At 67.2% G+C, this 26834-nt stretch carries 21 protein-coding genes; 12 read left to right on the forward strand and 9 right to left on the reverse strand.

Annotated elements, in window-relative coordinates; genetic code table 11:
• The first annotated feature begins 151 nt into the window (after positions 1–151).
• Positions 152–775: an AmiS/UreI family transporter gene (locus tag NIBR502770_RS16225; RefSeq protein ID WP_141182631.1), complete on the forward strand. Its 624-nt coding sequence runs from the start codon at positions 152–154 to the stop codon at positions 773–775.
• Here NIBR502770_RS16225 and NIBR502770_RS16230 read toward each other — a convergent pair.
• From NIBR502770_RS16230 to glyA, 8 genes are all read right to left on the reverse strand, one after another.
• Entirely contained in the window at positions 768–2243 is a 1476-nt protein-coding gene (locus NIBR502770_RS16230) for an APC family permease (protein WP_141182632.1), read from the reverse strand. The two genes, NIBR502770_RS16225 and NIBR502770_RS16230, sit on opposite strands and share 8 nt — an antisense overlap.
• Before the next feature lie 316 nt (positions 2244–2559).
• Positions 2560–3456 carry a formyltetrahydrofolate deformylase gene (gene purU, locus NIBR502770_RS16235; RefSeq protein WP_141159115.1) on the reverse strand — a complete coding sequence of 299 codons (897 nt, stop codon included), beginning with the start codon at positions 3454–3456 and terminating at the stop codon, positions 2560–2562.
• A gap of 3 nt (positions 3457–3459) precedes the next feature.
• Positions 3460–4875, reverse strand: a complete 1416-nt coding sequence (locus NIBR502770_RS16240; RefSeq protein ID WP_141182633.1) for an L-serine ammonia-lyase — start codon at positions 4873–4875, stop codon at positions 3460–3462.
• Entirely contained in the window at positions 4875–5525 is a 651-nt protein-coding gene (locus NIBR502770_RS16245; RefSeq protein ID WP_141182634.1) for a sarcosine oxidase subunit gamma, read from the reverse strand. Before NIBR502770_RS16245 ends, NIBR502770_RS16240 begins: the two co-directional genes overlap by 1 nt.
• A complete protein-coding gene (locus NIBR502770_RS16250; RefSeq protein ID WP_141182635.1) occupies positions 5518–8460 on the reverse strand; it encodes a 2Fe-2S iron-sulfur cluster-binding protein in 2943 nt (980 codons plus the stop codon). The genes NIBR502770_RS16245 and NIBR502770_RS16250 overlap by 8 nt, the downstream gene beginning before the upstream one ends.
• The gene (locus NIBR502770_RS16255) at positions 8457–8861 is read right to left on the reverse strand and encodes a sarcosine oxidase subunit delta (RefSeq protein ID WP_141182636.1); all 405 of its coding nucleotides are present in this window, start codon (positions 8859–8861) and stop codon (positions 8457–8459) included. Before NIBR502770_RS16255 ends, NIBR502770_RS16250 begins: the two co-directional genes overlap by 4 nt.
• 29 nt (positions 8862–8890) lie before the next feature.
• On the reverse strand, positions 8891–10111 hold the full coding sequence (locus tag NIBR502770_RS16260; protein ID WP_141159110.1) for a sarcosine oxidase subunit beta family protein: 1221 nt from the start codon (positions 10109–10111) through the stop codon (positions 8891–8893).
• Complete coding sequence (gene glyA / locus NIBR502770_RS16265; RefSeq protein ID WP_141159109.1) at positions 10108–11448, reverse strand: serine hydroxymethyltransferase; 1341 nt, start codon at positions 11446–11448, stop codon at positions 10108–10110. Before glyA ends, NIBR502770_RS16260 begins: the two co-directional genes overlap by 4 nt.
• A 125-nt stretch (positions 11449–11573) precedes the next feature.
• On the opposite strand from glyA, the gene NIBR502770_RS16270 reads away from it, so the two are divergent.
• The 3 genes from NIBR502770_RS16270 to NIBR502770_RS16280 all read left to right on the forward strand — a co-directional run bounded on the left by NIBR502770_RS16270 (position 11574) and on the right by NIBR502770_RS16280 (position 15148).
• Positions 11574–12242: a GntR family transcriptional regulator gene (locus NIBR502770_RS16270; protein WP_141182637.1), complete on the forward strand. Its 669-nt coding sequence runs from the start codon at positions 11574–11576 to the stop codon at positions 12240–12242.
• A 100-nt stretch (positions 12243–12342) separates the two neighbouring features.
• Positions 12343–14256 carry an amylosucrase gene (locus NIBR502770_RS16275; protein WP_141182638.1) on the forward strand — a complete coding sequence of 638 codons (1914 nt, stop codon included), beginning with the start codon at positions 12343–12345 and terminating at the stop codon, positions 14254–14256.
• Positions 14257–14293: 37 nt separating this feature from the next.
• Positions 14294–15148 carry a prephenate dehydratase gene (locus tag NIBR502770_RS16280; protein ID WP_141159106.1) on the forward strand — a complete coding sequence of 285 codons (855 nt, stop codon included), beginning with the start codon at positions 14294–14296 and terminating at the stop codon, positions 15146–15148.
• Here the strand turns inward: NIBR502770_RS16280 and NIBR502770_RS16285 are convergent.
• On the reverse strand, positions 15121–17043 hold the full coding sequence (locus NIBR502770_RS16285; protein WP_141182639.1) for an FAD-binding monooxygenase: 1923 nt from the start codon (positions 17041–17043) through the stop codon (positions 15121–15123). The two genes, NIBR502770_RS16280 and NIBR502770_RS16285, sit on opposite strands and share 28 nt — an antisense overlap.
• 227 nt (positions 17044–17270) lie before the next feature.
• Here NIBR502770_RS16285 and NIBR502770_RS16290 point away from each other — a divergent pair, with 227 nt between their 5' ends.
• The 8 genes from NIBR502770_RS16290 to NIBR502770_RS16325 all read left to right on the forward strand — a co-directional run bounded on the left by NIBR502770_RS16290 (position 17271) and on the right by NIBR502770_RS16325 (position 26815).
• Positions 17271–18743 carry a fumarylacetoacetate hydrolase family protein gene (locus NIBR502770_RS16290; protein ID WP_141183469.1) on the forward strand — a complete coding sequence of 491 codons (1473 nt, stop codon included), beginning with the start codon at positions 17271–17273 and terminating at the stop codon, positions 18741–18743.
• Positions 18736–19401, forward strand: a complete 666-nt coding sequence (locus NIBR502770_RS16295; RefSeq protein WP_141182640.1) for a GntR family transcriptional regulator — start codon at positions 18736–18738, stop codon at positions 19399–19401. Before NIBR502770_RS16290 ends, NIBR502770_RS16295 begins: the two co-directional genes overlap by 8 nt.
• 11 nt (positions 19402–19412) lie before the next feature.
• Complete coding sequence (gene hpaE / locus NIBR502770_RS16300) at positions 19413–20924, forward strand: 5-carboxymethyl-2-hydroxymuconate semialdehyde dehydrogenase (protein WP_141182641.1); 1512 nt, start codon at positions 19413–19415, stop codon at positions 20922–20924.
• Positions 20925–20979: 55 nt separating this feature from the next.
• Positions 20980–22059: a 3,4-dihydroxyphenylacetate 2,3-dioxygenase gene (gene hpaD / locus NIBR502770_RS16305; RefSeq protein WP_141182642.1), complete on the forward strand. Its 1080-nt coding sequence runs from the start codon at positions 20980–20982 to the stop codon at positions 22057–22059.
• 2 nt (positions 22060–22061) lie between these two features.
• On the forward strand, positions 22062–22847 hold the full coding sequence (hpaH, locus tag NIBR502770_RS16310) for a 2-oxo-hept-4-ene-1,7-dioate hydratase (RefSeq protein WP_141159101.1): 786 nt from the start codon (positions 22062–22064) through the stop codon (positions 22845–22847).
• Positions 22832–23635 (forward strand): HpcH/HpaI aldolase/citrate lyase family protein, encoded by an 804-nt coding sequence (locus NIBR502770_RS16315; protein ID WP_210418880.1) that lies wholly within the window; start codon positions 22832–22834, stop codon positions 23633–23635. Before hpaH ends, NIBR502770_RS16315 begins: the two co-directional genes overlap by 16 nt.
• 23 nt (positions 23636–23658) lie before the next feature.
• Entirely contained in the window at positions 23659–25161 is a 1503-nt protein-coding gene (locus tag NIBR502770_RS16320; RefSeq protein WP_141182643.1) for an NAD-dependent succinate-semialdehyde dehydrogenase, read from the forward strand.
• 244 nt (positions 25162–25405) lie between these two features.
• Positions 25406–26815, forward strand: coding sequence for an aldehyde dehydrogenase family protein (locus NIBR502770_RS16325; RefSeq protein ID WP_141182644.1), 1410 nt, complete (start codon positions 25406–25408; stop codon positions 26813–26815).
• The last annotated feature ends 19 nt before the right edge of the window (positions 26816–26834 follow it).

Here is a 26834-nt window from a genome sequence, read left to right on the forward strand (position 1 = left end):
TCGCCCCATAGGTTTACCCTTCAACTTATCGGATTACGACCGGGGAGCAGTAGGCGGACCGGTCCAGGTCCGATAATCTCCGTAATGTGACAAGGATATTCCACATTGTGAGAGCCTGGTTCAAGCGATTCTCTCTAGCGGAGGCGCGCTGATGCCCTTCATTTGCCTGCTTCTCTCCGGGGCCGCGCTGCTGATCAACGGGCTGGCGACCCTCGAACGCCTCCCCCGCATCGACGCCGCCACCTTCAGCCTGCTGCTCGGCGGCACCCAGCTGGTGCTCGGCGTCGTCCATCTTTCCACCGGGAGTACCGGCACTGAAGACCTTCTGGCGGCCGCCGGCATGTTCCTTTTCGGGCTGACGTACGCCTATGCCGGACTGGATGGCCTGCTGGGGCTGGGCTCGACGGGCCTGGGCTGGTTCTGCGGCATGGTGGCGTTCTTCGGCCTGCTGCTGGCGGGCGCCTGGCTCGGTACGGACCCGCTGCTCGCGGTGCTCTGGGTGTGCTGGGCGGTGCTGTGGGGGCTGTTGTTCACCTCTGCTGCACTCGGGGCCGCGCGGCTGGAGCCGTTCACCGGCTGGGCGCTGGTGCTGGCCAGCCAGGTTACTGCCACTGTTCCCGCCTTCCTGGGCCTGGCCGGTCTCTGGCCGCGTTCGGCCGCCGTTGCGTGGTTGGCCGCGCTGCTCCTGGCCGGGCTGTTCGTGGCGGCACGCGCGCTGGCCCGGCGCGGACAGGATGTTCCGCGCCGGGCCAGAGAGTCCCTGCCGGCTAAGTGAGCGCGTGGCCCAGGGAGCCAACGTGCTGGCGTCGCTGGATGGCCGATTCCACCAGGACGCCCGCCAGGAAGACCACCGGGACCGCCACCAGCAGGGCAGCAGCAGTCTCGGCGCTGCCGCCGATGAGGGCGGTGAAGTTGCTGACCACCAGGGACAAAACCCAGGCCAACAGGACCGCCGCCAGGACGGGAGCGACGCGGGTCTGCCACAGTTGGGCTCCCGCGCGCTCCCGGCGGAAGAACGCGACGACGGCCGCGGAACACAGCATGTACAGCACCAGCAGTGCCGCCACGGCCAGGCCGCTGAACCAGGAAAACAGCGTCAGGACAGGATCCAGGGCCAGGATGGCGAAGGGCACCACCAGCACGACGGCGGTGGCGGACTGGACCCAGGCTGCCACGGCAGGTGCCCGGTGCCGGTTGGTCCGGGCGAGGACGGCGGGCATGGAACCACGCAGTGCCAGGGAGTGGAGGTACCGGTTGATGCCGTTGTGGAAGGCGATGATGCCGGCGAGCAGCGAGGTGACCAGCAGGATGCCGGCCACGATGCCCGCCCAGGGGCCGAACAGTTCCACCAGCGGGCCCAGCACGAAGGAGGTGGCATCCCCTGACTCGAGCGCGGCACCCGCGGCGTCCATCACCTGCGAGGGCCCGTAATAGCTCACCAGCATCCAGGAAATAAAGGCGAAGAACACCGAGATCACGCCGACGGACAGGTAGGTTGCCCGGGCCACAGTGCGGTGCGGATCCTTCGCCTCGGCGGAGTAGATGGCCGTGGACTCGAAGCCGAACATGGAGGCCACCGCGAACATGATGGCAACACCGGGAGCTCCTGCACCGATGGCTTCCGGGGAGAAGGACGCGGCCACGCTGATGCCTTCCGGGCCGCCGCCGTGCAACAGCACGGCGAAGCCGAACATCAGGAGGATGGCCACCTCCAGGCCCACCAGCACGGCCAGCACGCGCGCACCGAGTTCGATGTTAAGGGAGCCCAGAACCTGGACGCCGGCCATGGTGGCCAGGGCCGGCAACCACCAGGGAATGGCCAGCCCGGCAGAGGCTAGGAGCCCGGAGAAGGCAGCGCCGTAGAGCCCGTACATGGCGGCCTGGACGGTACTGTAGGCCAGCAGTGCCAGCCACGCCGCACCGGCTCCCGTCCGCCTGCCGAATGCCGCCGTCACGTAGGCGTAGAAGGCGCCGTTGGCCTGGATCTTGCGGCTCATCGCCACGAACCCCACTGCGAAGATCACGATGACGATGCCCACGATGAGGTAGGCGCCGGGTGCGCCGGCACCGTTACCGAGCGCTGCTGCAAGCGGCGAGGCGCCCACGATCCCCGTGAGGGGAGCCTGTGCCGACAGGACGAAGAAGAGGATGCCCAGGACGCCGATGCTGCCGGCACGCAGTGCCGTTGAATGCTCCTTGGCCGGAGCGTCAGTGGTCCGGGGCTCGGAATTCGAAATACTCATTTGATCCTTCTTAACGGTCATGAGTTCAGGAAAATTGCGGTGGAATCCAGCTTGGCAGCGGGGCGCCGAAGCCCTTTGTCCACCAGCGACGAGTTGTTGATTGTCAGCGCAGTGCAGGTCCGGGCATCTTCCCGCCGCTGCCGCCGCGCTGAGATTCCCCACCTTTCCGCCCGCACCACTCACAGCCGACGGCGTGTGGCGGGGACACGCCGTCGGGCGCGCTTAAACATGGGGAGAGTCAGCCGGGCATGACAAAGCGCGGCCGGTCACCCGGAAAGGGCAGCCAGCCGCGCTGACAGTATTCAGTTGAGTAGGCCTACCGCAGCACCACGGTGCGGTTTCCCTGCAGCAGGACCCTGCCCTCGCAGTGCCATTTCACCGCGTTGGAGAGGGCCTTGCACTCCGTGTCGCGGCCGGCGGCCACCAGGTCTTCGGGCCCGTAAGTGTGGTCCACCTCCACCACCTGCTGGGCGATGATGGGTCCCTCGTCCAGTTCAGCGTTGACATAGTGCGCGGTGGCGCCGACGGTCTTGACGCCCCGCGCGTACGCCTGGTGGTACGGCTTGGCACCCTTGAAGCTGGGCAGGAACGAATGGTGGATGTTGATGGCCCGGCCGTCCAGTTTGCGGGTCAGGTCGTCGCTGAGCACCTGCATGTAGCGGGCCAGCACCACGAGTTCGACGTCGAGCCCGTCCACCAGTTCCATGAGCGCAGCCTCGGCCGCGGGCTTGGTCTCCGCCGTGACCGGGATGTGGTGGAACGGGATGCCGTGCCACTCCACCAGTGCCTGGTGGTCCCGGTGGTTGGACACCACGGCCACCACCTCAACGGGAAGTTCGCCGACCCGGGCGCGGAACAGCAGGTCGTTGAGGCAATGCCCAAACTTGGACACCATGATCAGCACCTTGCGCTTGGACCCGTGGCGTTCCAGCTGCCAGCGCATGCCGAACTTCTCCGCCACCGGGGCGAACGAGGTCCGCAGCTTCTCCAGCGTGGACTCATCGCCTTCGGAGACAAAGTGCACGCGCATGAAGAAGTGGCCTTCGGAGCGCTCACCGAACTGCTTGTTGTCGATGATGTCGCAGCCGTGCTCCAGCAGGAACCCGGACACGGCGTGCACAATGCCGGGCCCTTCCGGGCAGTCCAGGGTCAGGACGTGTTCCACGGTGGTGGGCGCCTTCGATGCGGGGATATGGGTTTCAGTAACAGTCATGGCTCAGCACTCGATCACATTCACGGCGAGGCCTCCTCGGGAGGTTTCCTTGTACTTGGTTTTCATGTCGGCTCCGGTATCGCGCATGGTCTTGATCGCCTTGTCCAGCGAGACCTTGTGGCTGCCGTCCCCGTGCAGGGCCAGCCGGGCCGCGTTGATCGCCTTCACGCTGGCGATCGCATTCCGCTCAATGCACGGGATCTGCACCAGGCCGCCCACGGGGTCGCAGGTCAGGCCCAGGTTGTGCTCGATGCCCACCTCGGCGGCGTTTTCCACCTGTGCCGGCGTTCCGCCGAGCACCTCGCAGAGCCCGGCCGCGGCCATCGAGCAGGCGGAGCCCACCTCCCCCTGGCAGCCCACTTCGGCGCCGGAGATGGAAGCGTTCAGTTTGAACAGGATTCCGACGGCGGCCGCCGCCAGCAGGAAGCGGACCACACCATCGTCGTCGGCCCCTGGAACAAACTTCACGTAGTAGTGCAGGACTGCCGGCACAATGCCCGCGGCCCCGTTGGTGGGGGCGGTGACGATCCGGCCGCCGGCCGCGTTCTCCTCGTTCACGGCCAGCGCGAAGAGGTTCACCCATTCCATCGCCAGCAGCGGATCCGCGGGTGCCTGGACGGGCGACGGCGACGCTGCCGCGGCTTCGGCGGAGGCGGCCGAGGCCGTCAGGGTGCGGAACAGGGCGGGGGCCCGCCGGGTGACGTTCAGGCCTCCGGGCAGGATGCCTTCGGCGTTGCAGCCGTTCTCCACGCATTCACGCATGACAGCCCACAGCCACAGCAGCTGTTCGCGGAGCTCCGCTTCGCTGCGCCAGGTCAGTTCGTTGGCCAGCATGACCTCGGAGATGGACATGCCTTCACGGCTGCAGATCTGCAGCAGTTCATCCGCCGTGGAGAACGGGTACGGCAGCACGGTGTCATCCGGCACCACCTTGTCCGCACCCTCGGCGTCGCCGTCCACCACGAATCCGCCGCCGATCGAGTAGAAGCTCCGCTCGCTCAGCACGGCGCCCGTGTGGTCCAGGGCCCGGAAGGTCATGCCGTTGGGGTGCGCGGGAAGGGACTTTCGCCGGTGGAGCACCACGTCCTCTTCCCAGTTGAAGTCCACCCGGTGCACCCCGGCGATGTGCAGTTCGGCGTCCAGCGCGGCGGCTGCCACCTGGTCGTCGGCGGTGAAGGTGTCCACGGTTTCCGGGTCCAGGCCTTTCAGCCCCAGGACCACTGCCTTGTCCGAGCCGTGGCCGCGGCCGGTGGCGCCGAGCGACCCGAACAGTTCGGTCTGGACGCGGGCGGTGGCAGCCAGCTGGCCGTCACCCTTCAGTCCATCCGCGAACAGCTTGGCCGCCCGCATCGGGCCCACCGTGTGTGACGACGAGGGCCCGATGCCAACGGAAAAGAGGTCAAGGACGCTGAGCGCCATCAGGGGACCTCTGGCGAGGCGTACTCCCGCATGGCGTCCAGCAGCCACCGGCCCAGGAACTCGGCGAACGAAGCGCGGGGGAAGATCCGGAAGGACTCGTCACCGGTCTTCCACAGGATGGCGGGGATGTTCGCGATTTCCGTGGAGAAGGCGGTCCCGGCCTTGAAGACCCGCGGGTGGAGGTCCAGCGAGCAGCCCTTTTCCAGGACGGCACGGGCCCGGGGGCCCGTCAGTTCGAACGTGGTCCGGTTGGCGGACAGGTCCACCACCTGGCCCGCGTCGCCGCCCAGCGCGTCCCGGAGCGCGGGGATGAGGTCCCCGCCCAGGGATTCGTGCGCCTCGGTGGGTGCAACCACCAGGAACTCGGCGGGGCCGAGCCACAGGACGGACACGTCGCCGCTGCCGGTTACGGCACCGGAGCCGGCGGGGAGGCCGCCGGTCACACCGGCCAGGCGCTCCGCCGCGGCGGATCCTGCGAGTGCCCGGAGGCCCACCATGGTCAGGAAGGGCACCTCGGAGATTTCAACGGTTCCTGTCAGGGAGCCAGCCGCGAATTCTTCCGCCAGCTGACGCGCCGGGCTGACGCGGGCGGCGAGGTTCTTCTCGGCGTTGGTCTTGGCGGAGGTCGGGGATGCTGCTGTTTCAGCCATCTTTACGGGTCCCTTCAGAGTCAAAAAGCACTGTTTCTGCGACAACCACGTCCACCAGCTGGTCGCCGGCGGCTGCCACCAGCGTTTCGCCGATGCGGTTGCGTCCGTTCTTGATCAGGGCCAGGCCGAACGACCGGCCCAGCGCTGCGCTGTGGTAGCTGGAGGTGACGAACCCTTCCATCGGCACGGGACCGTAGGCAGGGTTGGTCGAACGTCCCTTCTCCACGAGCTGGGTGCCTTCGGGCAGCCGCAGCGTGCCATCCACGGGGAGGACGCTGACCAGGTGCTTGCGGTCCTCACGCTGGGCGTCCGACCGGGTGTAGGAACGCTTGCCGATGAAGTCCTTCGCCTTGGAGACGATCCATTCCATGCCGGCATCCTGCGGAGTGACGGTGCCGTCGGTGTCCTGCCCGACGATCGGGTAGCCCTTCTCGGCGCGCAGCACGTGCATGGTTTCGGTGCCGTAGGGGGTGATGTTGAACTCCGCCCCGGCAGCAGCAACGGATTCCCACGTGTTCAGCCCGTACCAGGCGGGGACGTTGATCTCGTAGGCGAGTTCACCGGAGAACGAGATCCGGCAGATCCGGGCCCGCACGCCGGAGGCGAGGGTGGTTTCGCGGAAGGTCATGAACGGGAAGGCTTCCGCGTCCAGGCCGCCGTTGGCAGCCAATTCAGGGGCCACGCGGGCGATGACCTCACGGGATTTGGGCCCGACGACGGCGATGGTGCTCCACTGTTCCGTCACGGAGGTGCACTGCACGTCCAGCTCCGGCCACTCGGTCTGCAGCCATTCCTCCAGCCAGTCCAGTACCTTGGCGGCACCGCCGGTGGTGGTGGTCATGAAGTAGGTCTCGTCGTCGACGCGGAGGGTCACGCCGTCGTCGAAAATCATGCCGTCCGGGGTGCACATGACGCCGTACCGTGCCGAACCCGGGGCGAGCTTCTTGAACGCGTTGGTGTACATCCGGTTCAGGAACTCCCCCGCGTCCTTGCCGCGGATTTCGATCTTGCCCAGGGTGGTGGCGTCCATGAAGCCCACGGATTCGCGGACGGCGGCGCATTCGCGCAGCACGGCAGCATCCATGTCTTCCCCGGCCTGCGGGTAGTACCAGGGCCGCTTCCACTGTCCGACGTCTTCGAACAGCGCGCCCTTGGCCACGTGCCAGGGGTGGATCGACGTGACGCGGGCGGGGTCGAACAGTTCCCCGCGCTGGCGTCCGGCCAGTGCGGCGAAGGCCACCGGGGTGAAGGGCGCGCGGTAGGTGGTGGTGCCGATGTCGCCGATGCCGCGGGAGGCCTCGCCGGCAGTGCGGAGCGCCGCGGCGATGACGCCAATGGCGTTGACGCCGGAGGTCTTGCCCTGGTCGTTGGCGGTGCTGATGGAGGTGTACCGCTTGATGTGTTCCACCGAACGCATGCCCGCGCCCGTGGAGCGAAGGACGTCCGCCACGGACTGGTCGCGCTGGAAGTCCACGAAGTGGTGGTGCCAGTCATCCGGAGTGCCGCTCTCGCCCGGCACCAGCCACAGCTGGCGGGTGGGGGCGGAGGCCTTCGGGTCGCCGGACACGGACGGCTCGACGGCGGATTCGAAGCCGGCGGCGATGGCCGCCTTGGCGCCGGCGGAGATGCCCTCCGCAACGCAGTCTTCGGTGGCGAAGGAGCCGCGGCCGGCACCAATGGTCTGCTGGGCGGGGACCTCGGTGCTGGGCACGAAGGCTGCCAGCTCTTCGTCCCAGCGCAGCTTGCCCTGGCGCTGGGAGTGCAGGTGGACCAGCGGGCTCCAGCCGCCGGACACAGCCAGCAGGTCCGCTGCGATCTGCTCAACGCCGGAGGTGAGCTCGCCGTCGTCGTTGATGCTGCGGACGGTCACGCCGTCCAGGCGGCCGTCGGCGCCGGCGGAGGTGTTGGCCACCGCGCTGCCGATGAGCACCCGGATTCCGGATTCGACGGCGGCGCTGGCCACCGCAGTGAGGGCCGGGCGGGCGTCCACCACGGCGGCGACCTTGACGCCTGCGGCGGCGAGGTCGGCGGCGGTGGCGTAGGCGCTGTCATTGGTGGTGCTGATGACCACGCGCTTGCCGGCGGCCACGCCGTAACGGTTCAGGTAGCTGCGCACGGCGGAGGCGAGCATGATGCCGGGGCGGTCGTTGTTCTCGAACACCAGCGGACGTTCGTGGGCGCCCGGGGCGACCACCACCTGGCTGGCACGGATGTGCCAAATACGCTGGCGGGACACACCTGCAGCTGCGGGGCTGCTGAGGTGGTCGGTGCGGTTCTGGACGGCGATGACGTAGTTGGCGTCGTAGGCGCCGAACGCGGTAGTGCGGTTCAGGACCGTGGATTCGGCGCCGGAAACCAGTTCGGCTTCGACGTCGGCCACCCATTCAAGGGCCGGCTTGCCTTCGATGGTCTCGGCCAGGCCCTCGGCGGTGGAGCCGGAGAGCAGGGAGCCGCCGAGTTCGGGCTGGTCGTCGAGGAGCATGACCCTGGCGCCGGTGCGGACAGCCTCGCGGGCTGCGGCGAGTCCGGCGGGGCCGCCGCCGATCACCAGGACGTCGGTGTGGACGTACTTCTTGTCGTATTCGGCGCGGTCGTCCTCCGGGTCCAGCTTGCCCAACCCGTTGAGCAGGGTGGCCTGGAGTCCGTCCACCAGGGAGACAGTGGTGGCGGGAAGCATGGATTCGGCAACGTGGCCGGGGAAGCGGGCTTCCACGCGGACCAGGGCGTTGGCCTCTTCCACCCCGGCGGACATGATGCCTCGGGGGCGGTCCTCGTAGAGGGAGTTGCCGGCGGCGATGCGGCCGTTGGCCAGCAGCGCGGAGGCAAGGGTGTCACCGGGGTGGCCGGTGAACTCCTCGCCGTCCACGGTGAAGCGCCAGGAGATGGTGCGGTCGATGCGGCCGCCGGTAGCCAGGCGGGCGTTCTGGGAGGTCACTTGGTCGCTCCTTCCGGGGCGGTGGTGCTGAGGATGCTCGTGGCGGAGGTGCTGGGTGCCGCACTTCCCGTGGTGGTGCTGTCAGGGCCGGTGCTGGCGGCCCCGGTTTCGGGTGCGCCGTCCGGGGAGCGGTCGGGCCGCTTCGCCCCCATCGGGTAGACAGCCTTGATGTCATAGCTCACGGTGTCGCGGAGCATGTTGAACCACTGGCGGCAGCCGGTGCTGTGGACCCAGCGCTCGGCGAAGATGCCTTTGGGGTTCTCCCGGTAGAAGAGGTAGCGGGACCACTCCGTGTCGCTCAGCTCGTTGGGGTTCTCGGGGTACGGAACGTGAGCCTGTCCCCCGTAGTGGAATTCGGTTTCGTCCCGCGGGCCGCAGTTGGGGCATGGGATCAGCAGCATGTGCGTTAGTCCTTTTCTGGTGGCGGCGGCTAGTGGGCCACGGCGGCAGCGCCGTGTTCGTCGATGAGGGCGCCGGTTTCGAAGCGTTCCAGCGAGAACGGCTTGTTCAGCTGGTGCGGGGCGCCGGTGGCAATGGTGTGGGCGAAGGTCATGCCCGCGGCAGGGGTTCCCTTGAACCCGCCGGTACCCCAGCCGCAGTTCACGAACATGTTCTCCACGGGGGTCAGGCCCACGATCGGTGAGGCGTCCAGGGTGGTATCGACGATCCCGCCCCAGGTCCGGAGCACGTGGGCCCGGGCGAAGATGGGGAAGAGCTCGACGGCGGCCGCCATTTGCTGCTCGATCACGTGGAACGAGCCGCGCTGGCCGTAGCCGTTGTAGGAGTCCACGCCGGCGCCCATGACCAGTTCGCCCTTGTGCGCCTGGGAGACATAGACGTGCACGTGGTTGGACATGACCACCGTGGGGTGGACGGGCTCGTGCAGTTCCGAGACCAGTGCCTGCAGGGGGTGGGACTGGATGGGGAGCTGGAATCCGGCCATTTCGGCCAGGACGGAGCTGTGGCCGGCGGCGGCCAGGCCCACCTTTTCGGTGTTGATGGTGCCGCGGTTGGTCTTGACGCCCACGACGCGGTTGCCGTCCTTCAGGAAGCCGGTCACCTCGCAGTTCTGGATGATGTCCACGCCCATTTCGTCGCACTTGCGGGCGAAGGCCCAGGCCACGTGGTCGTGCTTGGCGATGCCGGCGCGGGGCTGGTAGGTGGCGCCCATGACGGGGTACCGGATGTTGTCGCGGATGTTCAGGATGGGGCAGAGTTCCTTGACCTGCTGCGGGTCCAGCCATTCCGCGTCCACGCCGTTGAGCTTGTTGGCGCCGACGCGGCGGATGCTTTCCCGCACGTCGCCCAGGGTGTGGGCCAGGTTCATCACGCCGCGCTGGCTGAACAGGAAGTCGTACTCGAGTTCCTCGGGCAGGATTTCCCAGAGCTTGAGGGCGTGCTCGTAGATGGCGGCGCTCTCGTCCCAGAGGTAGTTGGAGCGGATGATGGTGGTGTTCCGCGCCATGTTGCCACCGGCCAGCCAGCCCTTTTCCAGGACGGCGATGTTGGTCATGCCGTGGTTCTTGGCCAGGAAGTAGGCGGTGGCCAGGCCGTGGCCGCCGCCGCCGACGATCACGGCGTCGTAGGAGGACTTGGGTTCCGGGTTCCGCCAGAGGAAGTCCGGGTGCTCAGGAAGGTGCGGGGCGCTCACTGTGCGGCTCCAATCAGGTCTGCCTCGATGCCGGCCAGGTTGGCGTCGGCGGAGAGGTGCGGGTAGAGGGGGAACTTTTCGGCCAGGGCGGTCACGCGTGCGCGGAGTCCGACGGCGGTGTCCCCCGGGAGGGTGCCCGTGCCGGCGGAGGCGATCAGAGCCGTGGCGATGATGTCCGCAACCTCGGTGAACTCGGCGGCCCCGAAGCCGCGGGCGGCCAGGGCGGGGGTGCCGATCCGGAGGCCGGAGGAAACCATCGGCGGGCGGGGGTCGAAGGGGACGGCGTTGCGGTTGACCGTGATGCCGATCTGGTGGAGCGCGTCCTCACCCTGCTGGCCATCCAGTTCGGAGTTGCGGAGGTCCACCAGGACCAGGTGGACGTCGGTGCCGCCGTTGACAACCGAAATGCCCGCGGCTGCGACGTCTTCCTGGAGGAGGCGGTCGGCCAGCAGCCTGGCGCCTTCCAGTACGCGCTCCTGCCGTTCCTTGAATTCGGGGGCTGCTGCGAGCTTGAAGGCCACGGCCTTGGCGGCGACAACGTGCTCCAGCGGGCCACCCTGCTGGCCCGGGAAGACGGCGGAGTTGATCTTCTTGGCGTACTCTTCCTTGGCCAGGATGACGCCGCCGCGGGGGCCGCCCAGGGTCTTGTGGGTGGTGGTGGTGACCACATCCGCGTACGGGACGGGGTTGGGGTGCAGCCCGGCGGCTACCAGGCCGGCGAAGTGGGCCATGTCCACCATCAGGTAGGCGCCCACGAGGTCCGCGATGCGGCGGAACTCGGCGAAGTCCAGCTGGCGGGAGTACGCGGACCAGCCGGCAACGATCAGCTTGGGCTTGTGTTCCAGGGCCAGCGCTTCCACCTCGGCCATATCGATCCGGAGGTCTTCCTCGCGGACGTGGTAGGGAACCACGTTGTAGAGCTTGCCGGAGAAGTTGATCTTCATGCCGTGGGTGAGGTGTCCGCCGTGGGCCAGGGAGAGGCCCAGGATGGTGTCGCCCGGGTTCAGCAGGGCGAACATGGCGGCGGCGTTGGCCTGGGCGCCGGAGTGCGGCTGCACGTTGGCGAACTCGGCACCGAACAGTGCCTTCACGCGGTCAATGGCGAGCTGTTCGATGACGTCCACGTGCTCGCAGCCGCCGTAGTAGCGCTTGCCCGGGTATCCCTCGGCGTACTTGTTGGTGAGCACCGAGCCCTGGGCTTCCATCACGGCGGTCGGAGCAAAGTTCTCCGACGCAATCATTTCCAGGGTGGACTGCTGGCGGTGCAGTTCCTGTGCCACAGCGGCGGCGACGTCGGCGTCGACCGTGGCGAGCGAGGCGTTCAGTACGTCCTGCATTGTTCTCCTTCTGAGCCCTTCGGAGTTACTGACCTGTAACTGATCTGTAACTGATATATTAGAACTGTCGTAATAGTATGTTCCAGATCACTTGGACGTCAATAGCACTCCTGGGAAGGCTCGAAATGAGCGTCACATTAGAGAACCACCTGGCCGGCGACGGGGACCTCTCACTCTCCGAACAGGCCTACCGGCACCTCCGGGACCGGCTCATCATGCTGGACATCAGGCCGGGCGAGGCGATCAACGACGGCAAGCTGGCCGCCGAACTGGGGATCGGCCGCACGCCGGTCCGGGAAGCCCTCAAGCGGCTGGAAAGTGACCACCTGGTGGTGTCCTATCCCCGCCGCGGAACGTTTGCCACCATCGTCGACATCACCGAACTGGCAGACGTCTCAGAGCTGCGCGAGTCCTTGGAACCTCTGGCCGCCCGCCGCGCCGCCAAGCTGGCAACGCCGGCACTGCGGAGGGAAATCCGGGAAACCGCGGCAGCGATTTCCACCATGGGCGATGACGACGATGCCTACGACCTCATGCGGTACGACATCAAGGTCCACCGGCTGATCTACCGGGCCGCCGCCAATGCGCACCTCGAGGACGTCCTGATCCGCTACGACAACCTGGCCACGCGCATCTGGTGCATGGTGCTGGAAAAAGTACCGTCCGTCGCGTCCCACATTGCCGAGCACGTTGAACTGCTGGAGGCAGTGGCCGACGGCGACGCGGACCGGGCCGGCAAGCTCGCCCTGGAGCATGTCACCAGTTTCGAGCAGGCCATCCGCAACGTGCTTTAGGCAGCCCGCGCCAACAGGCGCCGCCCGCATGTGACGTGGAATACTTCCGTACAAGCGCCGCCGAATGTTCCGGCGGGAAGTTCGGGAGGGACAGGCGGACATGCAGGGATTGGTCAACGAGGACGAAGAAGCCCGGCGGCATGTCCTGGCGGTGCTGGCGGCGGAGAGCAGCAGGGGGCTGCGCCCCGACCCTGATTTCGACCGCCGCTTCAATGGGCACTTTCCCACGCTCCGCAGCCTTTTCCATTCCCTTTACGGTGGCCGGACGGACTGGCTGGACCAGCTCGCTGCGCTGGTGGTGCAGAGCGCCCGGTCCTGGCAGGAACGGCCGGCGGAGCTGAAGGTCCTGGACGCCGGGCGGGAGGAAAACCCGGACTGGTTCCAGTCCAACCGGATGCTGGGCGGCGTCTGCTACGTGGACCGCTATGCCGAAAGCCTGGAAGGGGTCCGGAAGCGCATCCCTTACTTCAGGGAGCTTGGCCTCACGTACCTGCACCTCATGCCGCTCTTCCTGGCGCCGGAACCACACTCGGATGGCGGGTATGCGGTCTCCAGCTACCGTGAGGTGAACCCGAAGCTGGGCACCATGGAGCAGCTGCGCTCCCTGGCAGCGGAACTGAGGGACAACGGCATCAGCCTGGTGGTGGACTTCATCTTCAACCACACGTCGGACGAGCACGAGTGGGCCCGCAAGGCGGCCGCGGGCGATCCGGAATACAGCGGCTACTACTGGATCTTCCCGGACCGGACCATGCCGGACGCCTTCGAAGCGAACGTGCGCGAGATCTTCCCGGAAAACCACCCAGGATCCTTTATCCGGATGGATGATGGCCGCTGGGTCTGGGCCACGTTCCACACCTACCAATGGGACCTGAACTACTCCAACCCGGAGGTCTTCCGGGCCATGGCTGCCGAGATGCTGTTCCTCGCCAACCAGGGCGTGGACATCCTGCGGATGGATGCGGTGGCATTCATCTGGAAGCAGCTGGGCACCCCCTGCGAGAACCTCCCGCAGGCGCACACGCTGCTCCGGGCGTTCAACGCGGTGTGCCGGCTGGCGGCGCCGTCGCTGCTGTTCAAGTCCGAGGCGATCGTGCACCCGGACGAGGTGGCGCTCTACATCGACCGCAAGGAATGCCAGCTTTCCTACAACCCGCTGCAGATGGCGCTCATCTGGGAATCCCTGGCGACGCGGGATGTGTCGCTCCTTGCCCAGGCACTGCACCGGCGGCACAACATCCCGGCCGGCACCGCGTGGGTGAACTACGTCCGCAGCCATGACGACATCGGCTGGACCTTCGCGGACGAGGACGCGGCCGAACTGGGCATCAACGGCTTCGACCACCGGCGCTTCCTGAACTCCTTCTACGTCAACCGGTTTCCCGGCAGTTTTGCCCGCGGCGTCCCCTTCCAGGACAACCCCAAGACCGGCGACTGCAGGATTTCAGGCACGACGGCGTCCCTGTGCGGGATGGAGGTTGACCCGGCCGAGGCGGTGGAACGGATCCTCCTGGCCCATTCGGTGCCCTTCAGCACCGGCGGCGTCCCGCTGCTGTACCTGGGCGACGAGGTGGGGCAGGTCAACGACTACGCCTACGCCTCGGAACCTGGCCACGAGGAGGACAGCCGGTGGGTGCACCGGCCGCATTTCCCCGCGGAGCAGTACGCCCGCCGCCTGGACCCGGCCACACCGGAAGGCGCGGTGTACGCCGGGCTGAAGCGGATGATCGAGGTCCGGACCAGCACCCCCGGGCTGGCGGGGACCACGCTGATCGATTTCGGCACCAACAACCGCGCAGTGCTCGGCTACCAGCGGCCGGGCGCGACGGAGGGCGGCCCCATCATCCTGGTCCTGGCCAACTTCAGCGACTCAGCCCAGACCCTCCCGGCGGAAACGTTCAGCGGGTTCTCCCCTGCCGCCGTCGACCTTCTCTCCGAAGCAACCCTGCAGTTGGATGACGGCGTCACCCTCCTGCCCCGGCAGTACCTCTGGCTGCGCGTTACGCCGCAGTAATTGGGAGCTGGCGCCGGGGCGTGAAACCATACGGATCATGGCCTCCAAGATTGCGTACCAGGGTGAGCCCGGCGCCAACTCCAACATCGCGTGTCAGCAAATGTTCCCGGACATGGAGAGCGTGCCGTGCGCCAGCTTCGAGGATGCCTTTGAGCTGGTGGCAAGCGGCGAGGCGGAGCTCGCCATGATCCCCATCGAGAACTCGATCGCCGGGCGGGTGGCGGATATCCACATCCTGCTGCCGCAGTCCAGCCTGCAGATCGTGGGCGAGTACTTCCTGCCCATCCACTTCGACCTGCTGGGCATCCCTGGCAGCACCATCGAAGGCGCCACCGAGGTGCACAGCCACATCCACGCCCTGGGCCAGTGCCGGAAGCTGATCCGCGACCATGGCCTCAAGCCCGTCATCGCCGGCGACACCGCCGGGTCCGCCCGGGAAGTGGCGGAGTGGAACGATCCCCGCAAACTCTCGCTCGCGCCGCCGCTGGCAGCCCAGATCTACGGACTTGAGGTCCTGGCCTCCCGGGTGGAGGACGACCCCTCCAACACCACCCGCTTCGTGGTCCTGGCCCGCGAAAAGGCGCTTCCGGCCAAGGACGAACTTCCCGGTCCGGCCGTCACCAGCTTCGTGTTCCGCGTCCGCAACGTCCCGTCCGCCCTGTACAAGGCACTCGGCGGCTTCGCCACCAACGGCGTGAACATGACCCGGCTGGAAAGCTACATGGTGGGCAACGAGTTCGCCGCCACCATGTTCATGGCCGACGTCGAAGGCCACCCCGAGGACCTGCCGCTGAAGCTGGCCCTCGAGGAACTGGACTTCTTCACCACCGAGGTACGGATCCTCGGCGTGTACGCCGCGGCCGACTACCGGGCCGCAGCCGCCACCGCCTGACGCGGCGCCGCGGGGGCGGCCTTCAACACGGGCGCGAAGAACGCGCCGAGTTCCGTGGTTGCCGTCAACGGCAGCACGTTGGCCACGTACTGGTCCGGACGGACCACCACCACAGCTCCGGAACGGTCCACGCCGCGAAGGTCGAAGATGTCGGCCTTGGGATCGGTGGCATACACCTTCTCGTAGTCGGTCAGCTTGAAGGGCCCCACCAGCGGCTTGAACACTGCGGGCACGGCATTGATGTCGACGGCGGTGTGCGGCTGCTGGTAGATGACCTTCAGGTCGAACCACGCGTCAGGGTCGGCACCGGTGGGCGTCGCGGCCAGCGGGGACTCCGGCGATTTCGCGAACCAGTCCGCCAGCCTGTCCGTTGCCGAGCTGGTGCCCGGCAGGGCGGGATCGGCGAAGACGTAGATCCGCCAGCGGCCGTCAGCGGTGGCGTGGTGGCCCAGGTGGAGGGGGTTGGTGTCCCCCACCCGGACCACGGGGGCCGACTTGAAGCGCTTGCCCACCGGGAACCCGGTGGCCAGGTCCTGATGGTCAGGGGTGCCAACGATCAGGGACGGCGTGTACTGCGTCATGAAGCCGGCCGGGAATTCGGCGGTCTGCACGTAGAAGTCCTCAAGGTCGGAGGGGTGCTCGAACTCCTCCGGCTTCTTGGCCATCATGGTGGACCATTCCTTGTCGAAGTCGATGAGGTTCTTGGCCACCACCTGCCGTTCCTCGGAATACGTGGTGAGCAGGCTCTCGGGGCTGCGGCCTTCGAGCACGTGGCCCAGCTTCCAGGCGATGTTGAAGCCGTCCTGCATGGACACGTTCATGCCCTGGCCGGCTTTGGCGCTGTGGGTGTGGCAGGCATCGCCGGTGATGAACACCCGCGGGGTGCGCGTGCCGCGCTCGGCTGGCAGGACGTCGTCGAACCTGTCCGTAAGCCGGTGGCCCACCTCGTACACGCTGTGCCATGCCACGTTCCGGACGTCCAGCGTGTAGGGGTGGAGGATCGCATTGGCCTTGGCGATGATCTGCTCGATGGTGGTCTCACGGACCGAGTGCTGGCTGGCGGGGTCCACTTCGCCCAGGTCCACGTACATGCGGAACAGGTGGCCGCCTTCGCGCGGGATCAGCAGGATGCTGCCTTCGGCACCCTGGATGGCGCACTTGGTCCTGATGTCCGGGAAGTCGGTGACGGCAAGCACGTCCATGACGCCCCAGGCATGGTTCGCCTGGTCACCGGCGAGCGTGCAGCCGATGGCCTGGCGCACCTTGCTGCGCGCACCGTCCGCTCCCACGACGTACTTCGCGCGGACAACACGGTCCTGGCCTTCATTCGGGCCTGATGTGTGCCGGAGCGTCACCGTCACCGGGTAATCGCCTTCACCGGTCACCGTCAGTCCCTGGAAGTCATAGCCGTAGTCAGGCTTCATCCGGGTGGGAGCGTTGGCCATGTACTCGGCGAAGTAGTCGAGCACGCGGGCCTGGTTGACGATCAGGTGCGGGAACTCACTGATGCCCATCTCGTCATCCACGGCCCGGGCGGTCCGGATGATGTTCGCATGGTTGGCGGGATCCGGCTTCCAGAAGGCCATTTCAGTGATGCGGTACGCCTCGGCGATGATCCGCTCCGCGAAGCCGAAGGCCTGGAACGTCTCCACGCTGCGCGCCTGGATGCCGTCAGCCTGCCCGATGGCGAGCCTGCCGGGACGGCGTTCGATGATGCGGGTGGTCACGCTGGGGAACATGGACAGCTGGGCCGCGGCGAGCATGCCGGCAGGTCCGGTACCCACAATGAGGACGTCCACTTCGTCGGGAAGTTCCTCGGGGCGGTTAAGGCCGACGCCGGCCGCCGGCTGGACTCGCGGGTCACCGGATACGTATCCGTGGTGGTGGAACTGCACGGGCTTTCCTCACTTCGTTGTGGATGGCAATCGCTGGGGTAGTGTTCCATATGAGAACACAAGGTTCGATAATCGAAAAATAGAAACTTGGTTTCAACTGTACGCTCGATGTGATCCGGGCGACAAGTACCGTCGGTCCAGCCGCCAAAAGCCCGGAAAACCGGGGGTTGACGGCTAGCTCGGGATGGGTAATAGTGATCGTATACGATTTCGTACCTGATGAGGAGATGGCTTTGGAGCAGGTCAACGGCGACACCCTGGCGGCAGCACGCAAGGTGGTCGCAGTGCACATCAACTACCCCAGCCGGGCGGCACAGCGGGGCCGCACCCCGGCCCAGCCGTCCTATTTCCTCAAGCCTTCCAGCTCGCTGGCACTGGGCGGAAGCCCTGTGGAGCGGCCCGCCGGCTGCGAACTGCTGGGCTACGAGGGCGAGATCGCCCTGGTGATCGGCAAGGCCGCCCGCCGCGTTTCGATCGAGGACGCCTGGAGCCACGTCGCAGCCGTCACCGCCAGCAACGATCTCGGCGTCTACGACCTCCGCTACGCGGACAAGGGCTCCAACCTCCGGTCCAAGGGCGGCGACGGGTTCACCCCGGTGGGCCCGGCACTGATCCCGGCAGACGCCGTCGACCCTTCCAAACTGCGCATCCGCACCTGGCACAACGGGGACCTGGTCCAGGACGACACCACCGAAGACCTGCTCTTCCCGTTCGCCCGGCTCATCGCGGACCTCTCCCAGCTCCTCACCCTCGAGGAGGGCGACATCATCCTCACCGGCACCCCGGCCGGCGCCTCCGTTGCCGCACCCGGCGACGTCCTGGAAGTTGAGGTGGGCACGCTTGATGGCAGCCTCACCACCGGACGCCTGGCCACCACCGTGGAGCAGGGAACGACTGCGTTCGCGGACTTTGGTGCCCAACCCAAGGTCGATGACCTGCAGCGGGAGGAAGCCTACGGGTCCCGTGAAGCAGCGGGCCTCGCCGCCGTCGAACCCGTCCTCACCCCGGAACTGAAAGCCAAGCTCGAGTCCGTCGCCACCGCCACCCTGTCCTCCCAGATGCGCAAGCGCGGCCTGAACAACGTCAGCATCGACGGGCTGCAGGCCACCCGCCCGGACCGCCGGGTGGTGGGCGTGGCCCGCACCCTCCGTTACGTTCCCAACCGCGAGGACCTGTTCAAAACGCACGGCGGCGGCTTCAACGCCCAGAAGAAGGCCATCGACTCCGTCAACGAGGGCGAAATCCTGGTGATGGAAGCCCGCGGTGAAAAAGGAACCGGCACCGTGGGCGACATCCTGGCCCTCCGGGCCCAGGTCCGCGGCGCCGCGGCCATCATCACCGACGGGGGCGTCCGCGACTACTCCGCCGTGGCTGGCCTGGAGATGCCCACCTACTTCGCCAACCCGCATCCCGCGGTGCTGGGCCGCCGCCACATCCCGTGGGACACCGACATCACCATCGCCTGCGGCGGCGCCACCGTCCAGCCCGGCGACATCATCGTGGCCGATTCCGACGGCATCCTGGTGATCCCGCCGGCCATCGCCGAAGAACTGGTGGCGGACTGCATCCAGCAGGAGAGGGAAGAAACCTTCATCTTCGAGATGGTCAAGCAGGGCAACAGCGTTGACGGCCTCTACCCCATGAACTCCGAATGGCAGGCCCGTTACCAGGAGTGGGAAGCAGGAAACCACAATGACTGAGGCCACCATGGTCGCCGGCAGCAAGTCCGAGCAGGCCTACCAGGCCGTCAAGGCCCGGATCGTCGAAGGCACCTACACCCCCGGCTACCGGCTTGTCCTCGGCTCCATCGCCAAGGACCTCGGGTTCAGCGTGGTCCCCGTCCGCGAAGCCATCCGCCGGCTCGAAGCCGAAGGCCTGGTGACCTTCGAACGCAACGTGGGCGCCACCGTCGCCGGCATCGACCCCACCGAGTACCTCTACACCATGCAGACCCTCAGCATCGTGGAAGGCGCAGCCACCGCGCTGTCCGCGCCGCTGATCGATCCCGCGGCCGTGGCCCGGGCCCGCGCCGTGAACGAGGAGATGCGCGCATGCCTGGACCACTTCGACCCGGTCCGGTTCACGCAGCTCAACCAGGACTTCCACAGCGTCCTGTTCGAGCACTGCCCCAACCCGCACATCCTGGACCTGGTGCACCGCGGCTGGAACAGGCTCGCCGCACTCCGGTCCTCCACGTTCCGTTTCGTCCCGGGCCGCGCCCGCGACTCCGTGGACGAGCACGAAAACCTGCTGAAGCTCATTGAAACCGGAGCCGACGCGGAGCAGATCGAAAAAGCCGCCCGCCAGCACCGGGCCGCCACCCTTGACGCATATCTCGCCCAAGCCAAGCACCAGTAAGGACTTCAACGATGACGACCTCAGTAGAAACCGCCAAGCACCACGTCCCTGAGGACCTGCCCACTCACATCCAGCACTACATCAACGGCCAGTTCGTTGACTCCGTGGGCGGCAAGACCTTCGACGTCCTGGACCCGGTCTCCAACCGGAACTACGCCACCGCCGCCGCCGGCCAGAAAGAAGACATCGACCTCGCCGTCGCCGCAGCCCGCGAAGCGTTCGTGAACGGTCCCTGGCCGAAGATGAAGCCGCGCGAGCGTGCCCGAGTCCTGAACAGGATCGCCGACGCCGTCGAAGCCCAGGAAGCCCGCCTCGCGGAACTCGAAACCTTCGATACCGGCCTGCCGATTACCCAGGCCAAGGGCCAGGCCCTCCGCGCCGCCGAGAACTTCCGCTTTTTCGCGGACCTCATCGTGGCCCAATTCGACGACGCCATGAAGGTCCCCGGCTCCCAGATCAACTATGTGAACCGGAAGCCGATCGGCGTGGCCGGCCTGATCACCCCGTGGAACACCCCGTTCATGCTCGAATCCTGGAAGCTGGCCCCGGCCCTGGCCACCGGCAACACCGTGGTCCTGAAGCCGGCCGAGTTCACCCCGCTCTCCGCCTCCCTGTGGGCCACCATCTTCAAGGACGCCGGCCTGCCCGACGGCGTCTTCAACCTGGTCAACGGCCTGGGCGAGGAAGCAGGGGACGCCCTGGTCAAGCACCCGGACGTCCCGCTGATCTCCTTCACCGGGGAGACCACCACCGGCCAGACGATCTTCCGGAACGCCGCCACCAACCTCAAGGGCCTCTCCATGGAGCTCGGCGGCAAGTCCCCCTGCGTCGTCTTCGCCGACGCCGACCTGGACGCCGCCATTGACTCCGCCCTCTTCGGCGTCTTCTCCCTCAACGGCGAGCGCTGCACCGCCGGCTCGCGCATCCTCGTGGAACGCGCCATCTACGACGAATTCTGTGAAAAGTACGCCGCCCGGGCCAAGAACATCGTGGTGGGCGATCCGCACGATCCCAAGACCCAGGTGGGCGCCCTGGTCCACCCGGAGCACTACGAAAAGGTGGCCTCCTACGTGGAGATCGGCAAGTCCGAAGGCCGGCTCCTCGCCGGCGGCGGCCGCCCCGGCCACCTGCCCGAGGGCAACTACATCGCGCCCACGGTGTTCGCCGACGTCGCCCCGGACGCGCGGATCTTCCAGGAGGAAATCTTCGGCCCGGTGGTTGCCATCACCCCGTTCGAGAACGACGACGAAGCCCTCGCCCTGGCGAACAACACCAAGTACGGCCTGGCTGCCTACATCTGGACCCAGAACCTGACCCGCGCCCACAACTTCTCGCAGAACGTCGAGGCCGGCATGGTGTGGCTGAACAGCCACAACGTCCGCGACCTGCGCACGCCGTTTGGCGGCGTCAAGGCCTCGGGCCTGGGCCATGAAGGCGGCTACCGCTCCATCGACTTCTACACCGACCAGCAAGCCGTGCACATCACCCTCGGCACCGTCCACACCCCCAAATTCGGCGCCTAAGCCAGCCGGCCGCCGTCGTACTTTCCACGCCCCCTTTCAAAGAAGAGAGACTCCAATGACCAACTTCGTCCCCACCCCCACCGTCCCGGCTCCGGACATCGTCCGCTGCGCCTACATGGAAATCGTGGTCACGGACCTCGCCAGGTCCCGCGAGTTCTACGTGGACGTCCTGGGCCTGCATGTCACCGAAGAGGACGAAAACAACATCTACCTGCGCTCCCTGGAGGAGTTCATCCACCACAACCTGGTGCTGCGCAAGGGCCCGGTCGCCGCCGTCGCGGCCTTCGCCTACCGCGTGAAGTCCCCCGCCGAGGTGGACGCCGCGGAGGCCTACTACAAGGAGCTCGGCTGCCGGGTGGAGCGCCGCAAGGACGGCTTCACGAAGGGCGTGGGCGACTCCGTCCGTGTGGAGGACCCGCTGGGCTTCCCCTACGAGTTCTTCTACGAGGTGGAGCACGTGGAGCGGCTCACCCAGCGCTACGACCTCTACTCAGCCGGCGAACTGGTCCGCCTGGACCACTTCAACCAGGTCACCCCGGACGTTCCCCGCGGCCGCAAATACCTGGAGGACCTGGGCTTCCGCGTCTCCGAGGACATCAAGGATTCCGACGGCGTCACGTACGCCGCGTGGATGCACCGCAAGCAGACCGTGCACGACACCGCCCTCACCGGCGGCAACGGCCCGCGCATGCACCACGTCGCCTTCGCCACGCACGAGAAGCACAACATCATCCAGATCTGCGACAAGATGGGCGCCCTGCGCATCAGCGACCGGATCGAACGCGGCCCCGGCCGGCACGGCGTCTCCAACGCCTTCTACCTCTACATCCTGGACCCGGACGGCCACCGCATCGAGATCTACACCCAGGACTACTACACCGGCGACCCGGACAACCCCACCATCACCTGGGACGTCCACGACAACCAGCGCCGCGACTGGTGGGGCAACCCCGTGGTCCCGTCCTGGTACACCGAAGCCTCCCTGGTCCTGGACCTGGACGGCAACCCCCAGCCGGTCATCGTCCGCGAGGAAAAGTCCGAGATGGCCGTGACCGTGGGCGCCGACGGCTTCTCCTACACCCGCAAGCCCGAAGGCGAAGCCGCTGAGGGCTTCAAGCTGGGAGTCCAGGTCTGACCATGCTGGAGCCAAAGACGATTGAGGCCATCGCGGACGAGCTGGTGGAAGCCGGCCGGACCCGCACCCCTGTTCCCCGCCTGACGGCCCGCTATCCGGAGATGACGGTGGAGGACTCCTACGCCGTGCAGCAGCTGTGGCGCCGCCGCAACGAGGACGCCGGCCGGACGCTGGTGGGGCGCAAGATCGGCCTCACGTCCAAGGCGATGCAGGCCGCCACCGGCATCACCGAACCTGACTACGGCGCCATATTCGATGACATGGTGCTGGAGACCGGCTGCTCCGTGGAGTGGGACAAGTACACCCATCCGCGGGTGGAGGTGGAGCTGGCGTTCGTATTAAAGGATGGACTCAAAGGCCCGGGCGTGACCATTTTCGATGTCCTGAAGGCCACCGACTACGTGGTTCCGGCCCTCGAGATCCTGGATTCCCGGATTGAGATGGAGGGCCGGACCATCGTGGACACCATCTCGGACAACGCCGCGATGGGTGCCATGGTGATCGGCGGCAACCCGGTGAAGCCGGACACTGTGGACCTTCGTTGGGTCTCCGCCATCCTGTACAAGAACCAGACCGTGGAGGAAACCGGCGTGGCGGCCGGCGTCCTGGACCATCCCGCCAATGGGGTCCACTGGCTGGCCAACAAGATCGCCGCCCACGGCGACGCCCTGAAGGCCGGGGACATCATCCTGGCCGGGTCCTTTACCCGGCCCATGTGGGTCTACAAGGGCGATACCGTCCACGCCGACTACGGACCCCTGGGGAGCGTGACATGCCGTTTCGAGTAGAGGACACCTTCCGGTCCGCGTTGGCCCAGGCGGACCGCCCGCTGGCAGGTATGTGGGTGTGTTCCGGCAGCCCGCTGGTCGCGGAACTGTGCGCCGGGTCCGGCCTGGACTGGCTCCTGGTGGATGCCGAGCACAGCCCCAACGGGCTCGAATCCATCCTGGCCCAGCTCCAGGCCGTCAACGGCTACCCGGTCCACACCCTGGTCCGGCCGCCCGTGAACGACACCGTAATGATCAAGCAGTACCTGGACCTTGGCGTGCAGAACCTGCTGGTCCCCATGGTCAACTCGGTGGCAGAGGCGGAAGCCGCGGTGGCGGCCACCCGCTACCCGCCGCAGGGAGTCCGCGGGGTGGGGTCCGCCCTGGCCCGCGCCGCCCGCTGGAACCGGGTCCCCGACTACCTGGCCCGCGCCAACGAGACCATCAGCGTCACCGTCCAGATCGAATCCACCGCCGCCGTCGAGGCTGTCGAGGACATCCTCAAGGTCGACGGCGTCGACGCGGTGTTCATCGGCCCATCAGACCTCGCCGCCTCCATGGGCCTGCTGGGACAGCAGGAACACCCGGAGGTGCGTGCCGCCGTCGACCACTGCCTGTCCGCCGCGAGGGCGGCCGGAAAGCCCGCCGGGGTGAACGCCTTCAACCCGGACACCGCCACGCACTACCTCGCGAACGGTGCCGACTTCATCCTGGTTGGGGCCGACGTCGCCCTCCTCGCCCGCGGCTCCGAAGCCCTCGCCGCCAAGTACATCAAACCTGCCGACGGCGGCACCCCCGCCAGTTACTGACTTTCCCTTCCAAAGGACTTCTGATGACACTTTCTGCGATCTCCCCTGCCTTCTCGCCGGAGCATGAAGCCTCGCTCCTGGCTTCCGTCCCTACCGGCCTGCTCATCAACGGTCAGTGGCGCGAGGCGTCCGACGGCGGCACGTTCGATGTGAACGACCCCGCCACCGGCGAGGTCCTCGCCACCCTCGCCTCCGCCACCAGCGACGACGCGGTGGCCGCTCTGGACGCGGCCGACGCCGTCCAGGCCTCCTGGGCGCGCACCGCACCCCGGGTACGCGCAGACATCCTCCGCCGCGCCTTTGACCTCGTCACCGAACGCGCCGAACACTTCGCCCTGCTGATGACCCTGGAAATGGGCAAACCCCTGGCAGAAGCCCGCGGCGAAGTCACCTACGGGGCGGAGTTCCTGCGCTGGTTCGCCGAGGAAGCCGTCCGGGACTACGGCCGCTACCTCACCACCCCCGAAGGCAAGAACAAGATCCTGGTCCAGCACAAACCCGTCGGCCCCTGCCTGCTCATCACCCCCTGGAACTTCCCCCTGGCCATGGCCACCCGCAAAGTCGCCCCGGCAGTGGCCGCCGGCTGCACCATGGTCCTCAAACCCGCCAAGCTCACACCGCTCACGGCCCAGTACTTCGCCCAGACCATGCTCGACGCCGGCCTCCCGCCCGGGGTCCTCAACGTCGTCGCCTCCTCCTCCGCCTCAGGGGTTTCCGGGCCGCTGCTGAAGGACTCCCGCCTCCGGAAGGTCTCCTTCACCGGCTCCACCCCGGTCGGGAAACGGCTCATGGCCGACGCGGCGAAGAACGTGCTGCGGACCTCCATGGAACTCGGCGGCAACGCCCCCTTCATCGTCTTCGAGGACGCAGACCTCGACGCCGCCGTGGAAGGGGCCATGGCGGCGAAGATGCGGAACATGGGCGAAGCCTGCACCGCAGCCAACCGCTTCCTCGTCCACGAAACCGTCGCCCAGGAATTCACCCGCAAGTTCGCCGCCGCCATGGGCGCCCTGACCACCGGCCGCGGCACCCACCCGGAGACGAAGGTTGGCCCGCTCATCGACGGCGGCGCCCGTGACGACGTCCACGCCCTGGTGTCAGCGGCAGTCGCCGCCGGAGCCGTGGCCGTCACCGGCGGCGCCCCCGTGGACGGGCCCGGCTACTTCTACCAGCCCACCGTCCTGGCCAACGTCCCCAACGACGCTGCGATCCTGGGCCAGGAAATCTTCGGACCCGTCGCCCCCATCACCACCTTCACCACTGACGAAGAAGCCATCACACTCGCCAACGCCAGTGAGTACGGGCTGGCGTCCTACCTCTACAGCCGCGACTTCAACCGCCTCCTTCGTGTGGCGGAGCAGATCGAATTCGGCATGGTCGGGTTCAACGCCGGCGTCATCTCCAACGCCGCAGCACCCTTCGGCGGCGTCAAACAATCCGGCCTCGGCCGCGAAGGCGGCTCCGAAGGCATCGCCGAATACACCACCACCCAATACATCGGCATCGCAGACCCCTACGCCGGATAACCGCCGGGTACGACGGCGTCACGCACGGCACCCTTCAAGCCCACCTTCGGCGTCCGGACCCCGGAAACACGGGGTCCCGACACCGTCCGGTGCGCAAAAGCGTGCTTGGCGTGACATTGCGTTCGCTACCGAACAAGCGCTCTGCGCACAAAGACAAGAGACTCGACCGGGTTGCCAACCACACTGTGAGTAACCCGCTACGCCGACCGGCTGGCGTCCTTGCCTACTCGAAGTGGAGTATCCCTTGGAAACCTATGATGCGCTTCTCGCGTCCGTTGCCCCCGCCGCCGGCTCCGGCCGGACCATCTTTGACCCGGCCACCGGCGAAGCTGTGGGCGAAGCCCCCATCCACGAACTCGACTACCTGGAAAGTGCCGTGTCCGCCGCCGCCGCCGCCCAGCCCGCGTGGGCTGCCCTGGGCCACGACGCCCGGTCCGCCGCGCTCCTCAAAGCAGCCGACGCCGTCGAACGCTCCGCCGAGGAACTCGCCCAGGTGCTCTCCCGCGAGCAGGGCAAACCCCTCAACGGCCCTAACGCCCGCTTCGAAGTCGGCGCCTGCGTCGCGTGGCTCCGCGCCACCGCCGGCCTGCCGCTGGAACCGGAAACCATCGTGGACGACGGCGAAACCCGCGCCGAACTGCACTACCGGCCCATCGGCGTCGTCGGCGCCATCGGTCCCTGGAACTGGCCCATGATGATCGCCGTCTGGCAGCTCGCCCCGGCCCTGCGGATGGGCAACGCCGTGGTGGTCAAGCCCTCCGGCAACACTCCGCTGTCCGTGCTGGCCCTGGTGAAGGTCATCAACGAAGAGCTCCCCGACGGCATCCTCTCGGCCGTTTCCTGCGGCCGCGAAGTAGGCGCCCGCCTCACCGACCACCCGGCGATCGGCAAGATCATGTTCACCGGCTCCACCGCCGGCGGCCGCGCCATCATCAAGTCCTCCGCGGACACCGTCAAGCGGCTCACCCTGGAACTGGGCGGCAACGACGCCGGCATCGTCCTGCCCGATGCCGACCCCAAGGCCATCGCCCAGGACATCTTCTGGGGCGCGTTCCTGAACACCGGCCAGACCTGCGCCGCGCTCAAGCGCCTCTACGTCCACGACGACATTTACGACTCCGTTTGTGACGAGCTCGTGGCGGTCGCCAAGCAGATGCCCATGGGCAACGGCCTGGACGAGAACAACGTCCTGGGACCGCTGCAGAACAAAGCCCAGTACGACGTCGTCGCCAACCTCGTGGAGGCGGCAAAGGCTTCCGGAGCACGCATCCTGCTCGGCGGCAACCCGGACACCAGCCGGCCCGGCTACTTCTACCCCACTACCCTGGTGGCGGACATCGACAACGACAACCCGCTGGTGGCCGAGGAACAGTTCGGCCCGGCCCTGCCGATCATCCGCTACAGCACCATCGACGAAGCGGTGGAGATGGCGAACGGGCTTGACGTCGGACTGGGCGCCTCCGTCTGGTCCGCGGACCTGAAGGCCGCCCGCGACGTCGCAGCCCGCATCCAGGCCGGCACCGTGTGGATCAACCGGCACGGCGCCGTGGACCCCCGCATCCCGTTCGGCGGCGCGAAACAGTCCGGCTACGGGGTGGAGTTCGGCGTCGAAGGCCTCAAGGCCCTCGGCGTCCCCCAGGTCATCAACGGTTAGGGTTTCTGGCCGGAAACTG

The organism is Pseudarthrobacter sp. NIBRBAC000502770, assembly GCF_006517815.1.
Taxonomy (GTDB): domain Bacteria; phylum Actinomycetota; class Actinomycetes; order Actinomycetales; family Micrococcaceae; genus Arthrobacter; species Arthrobacter niigatensis.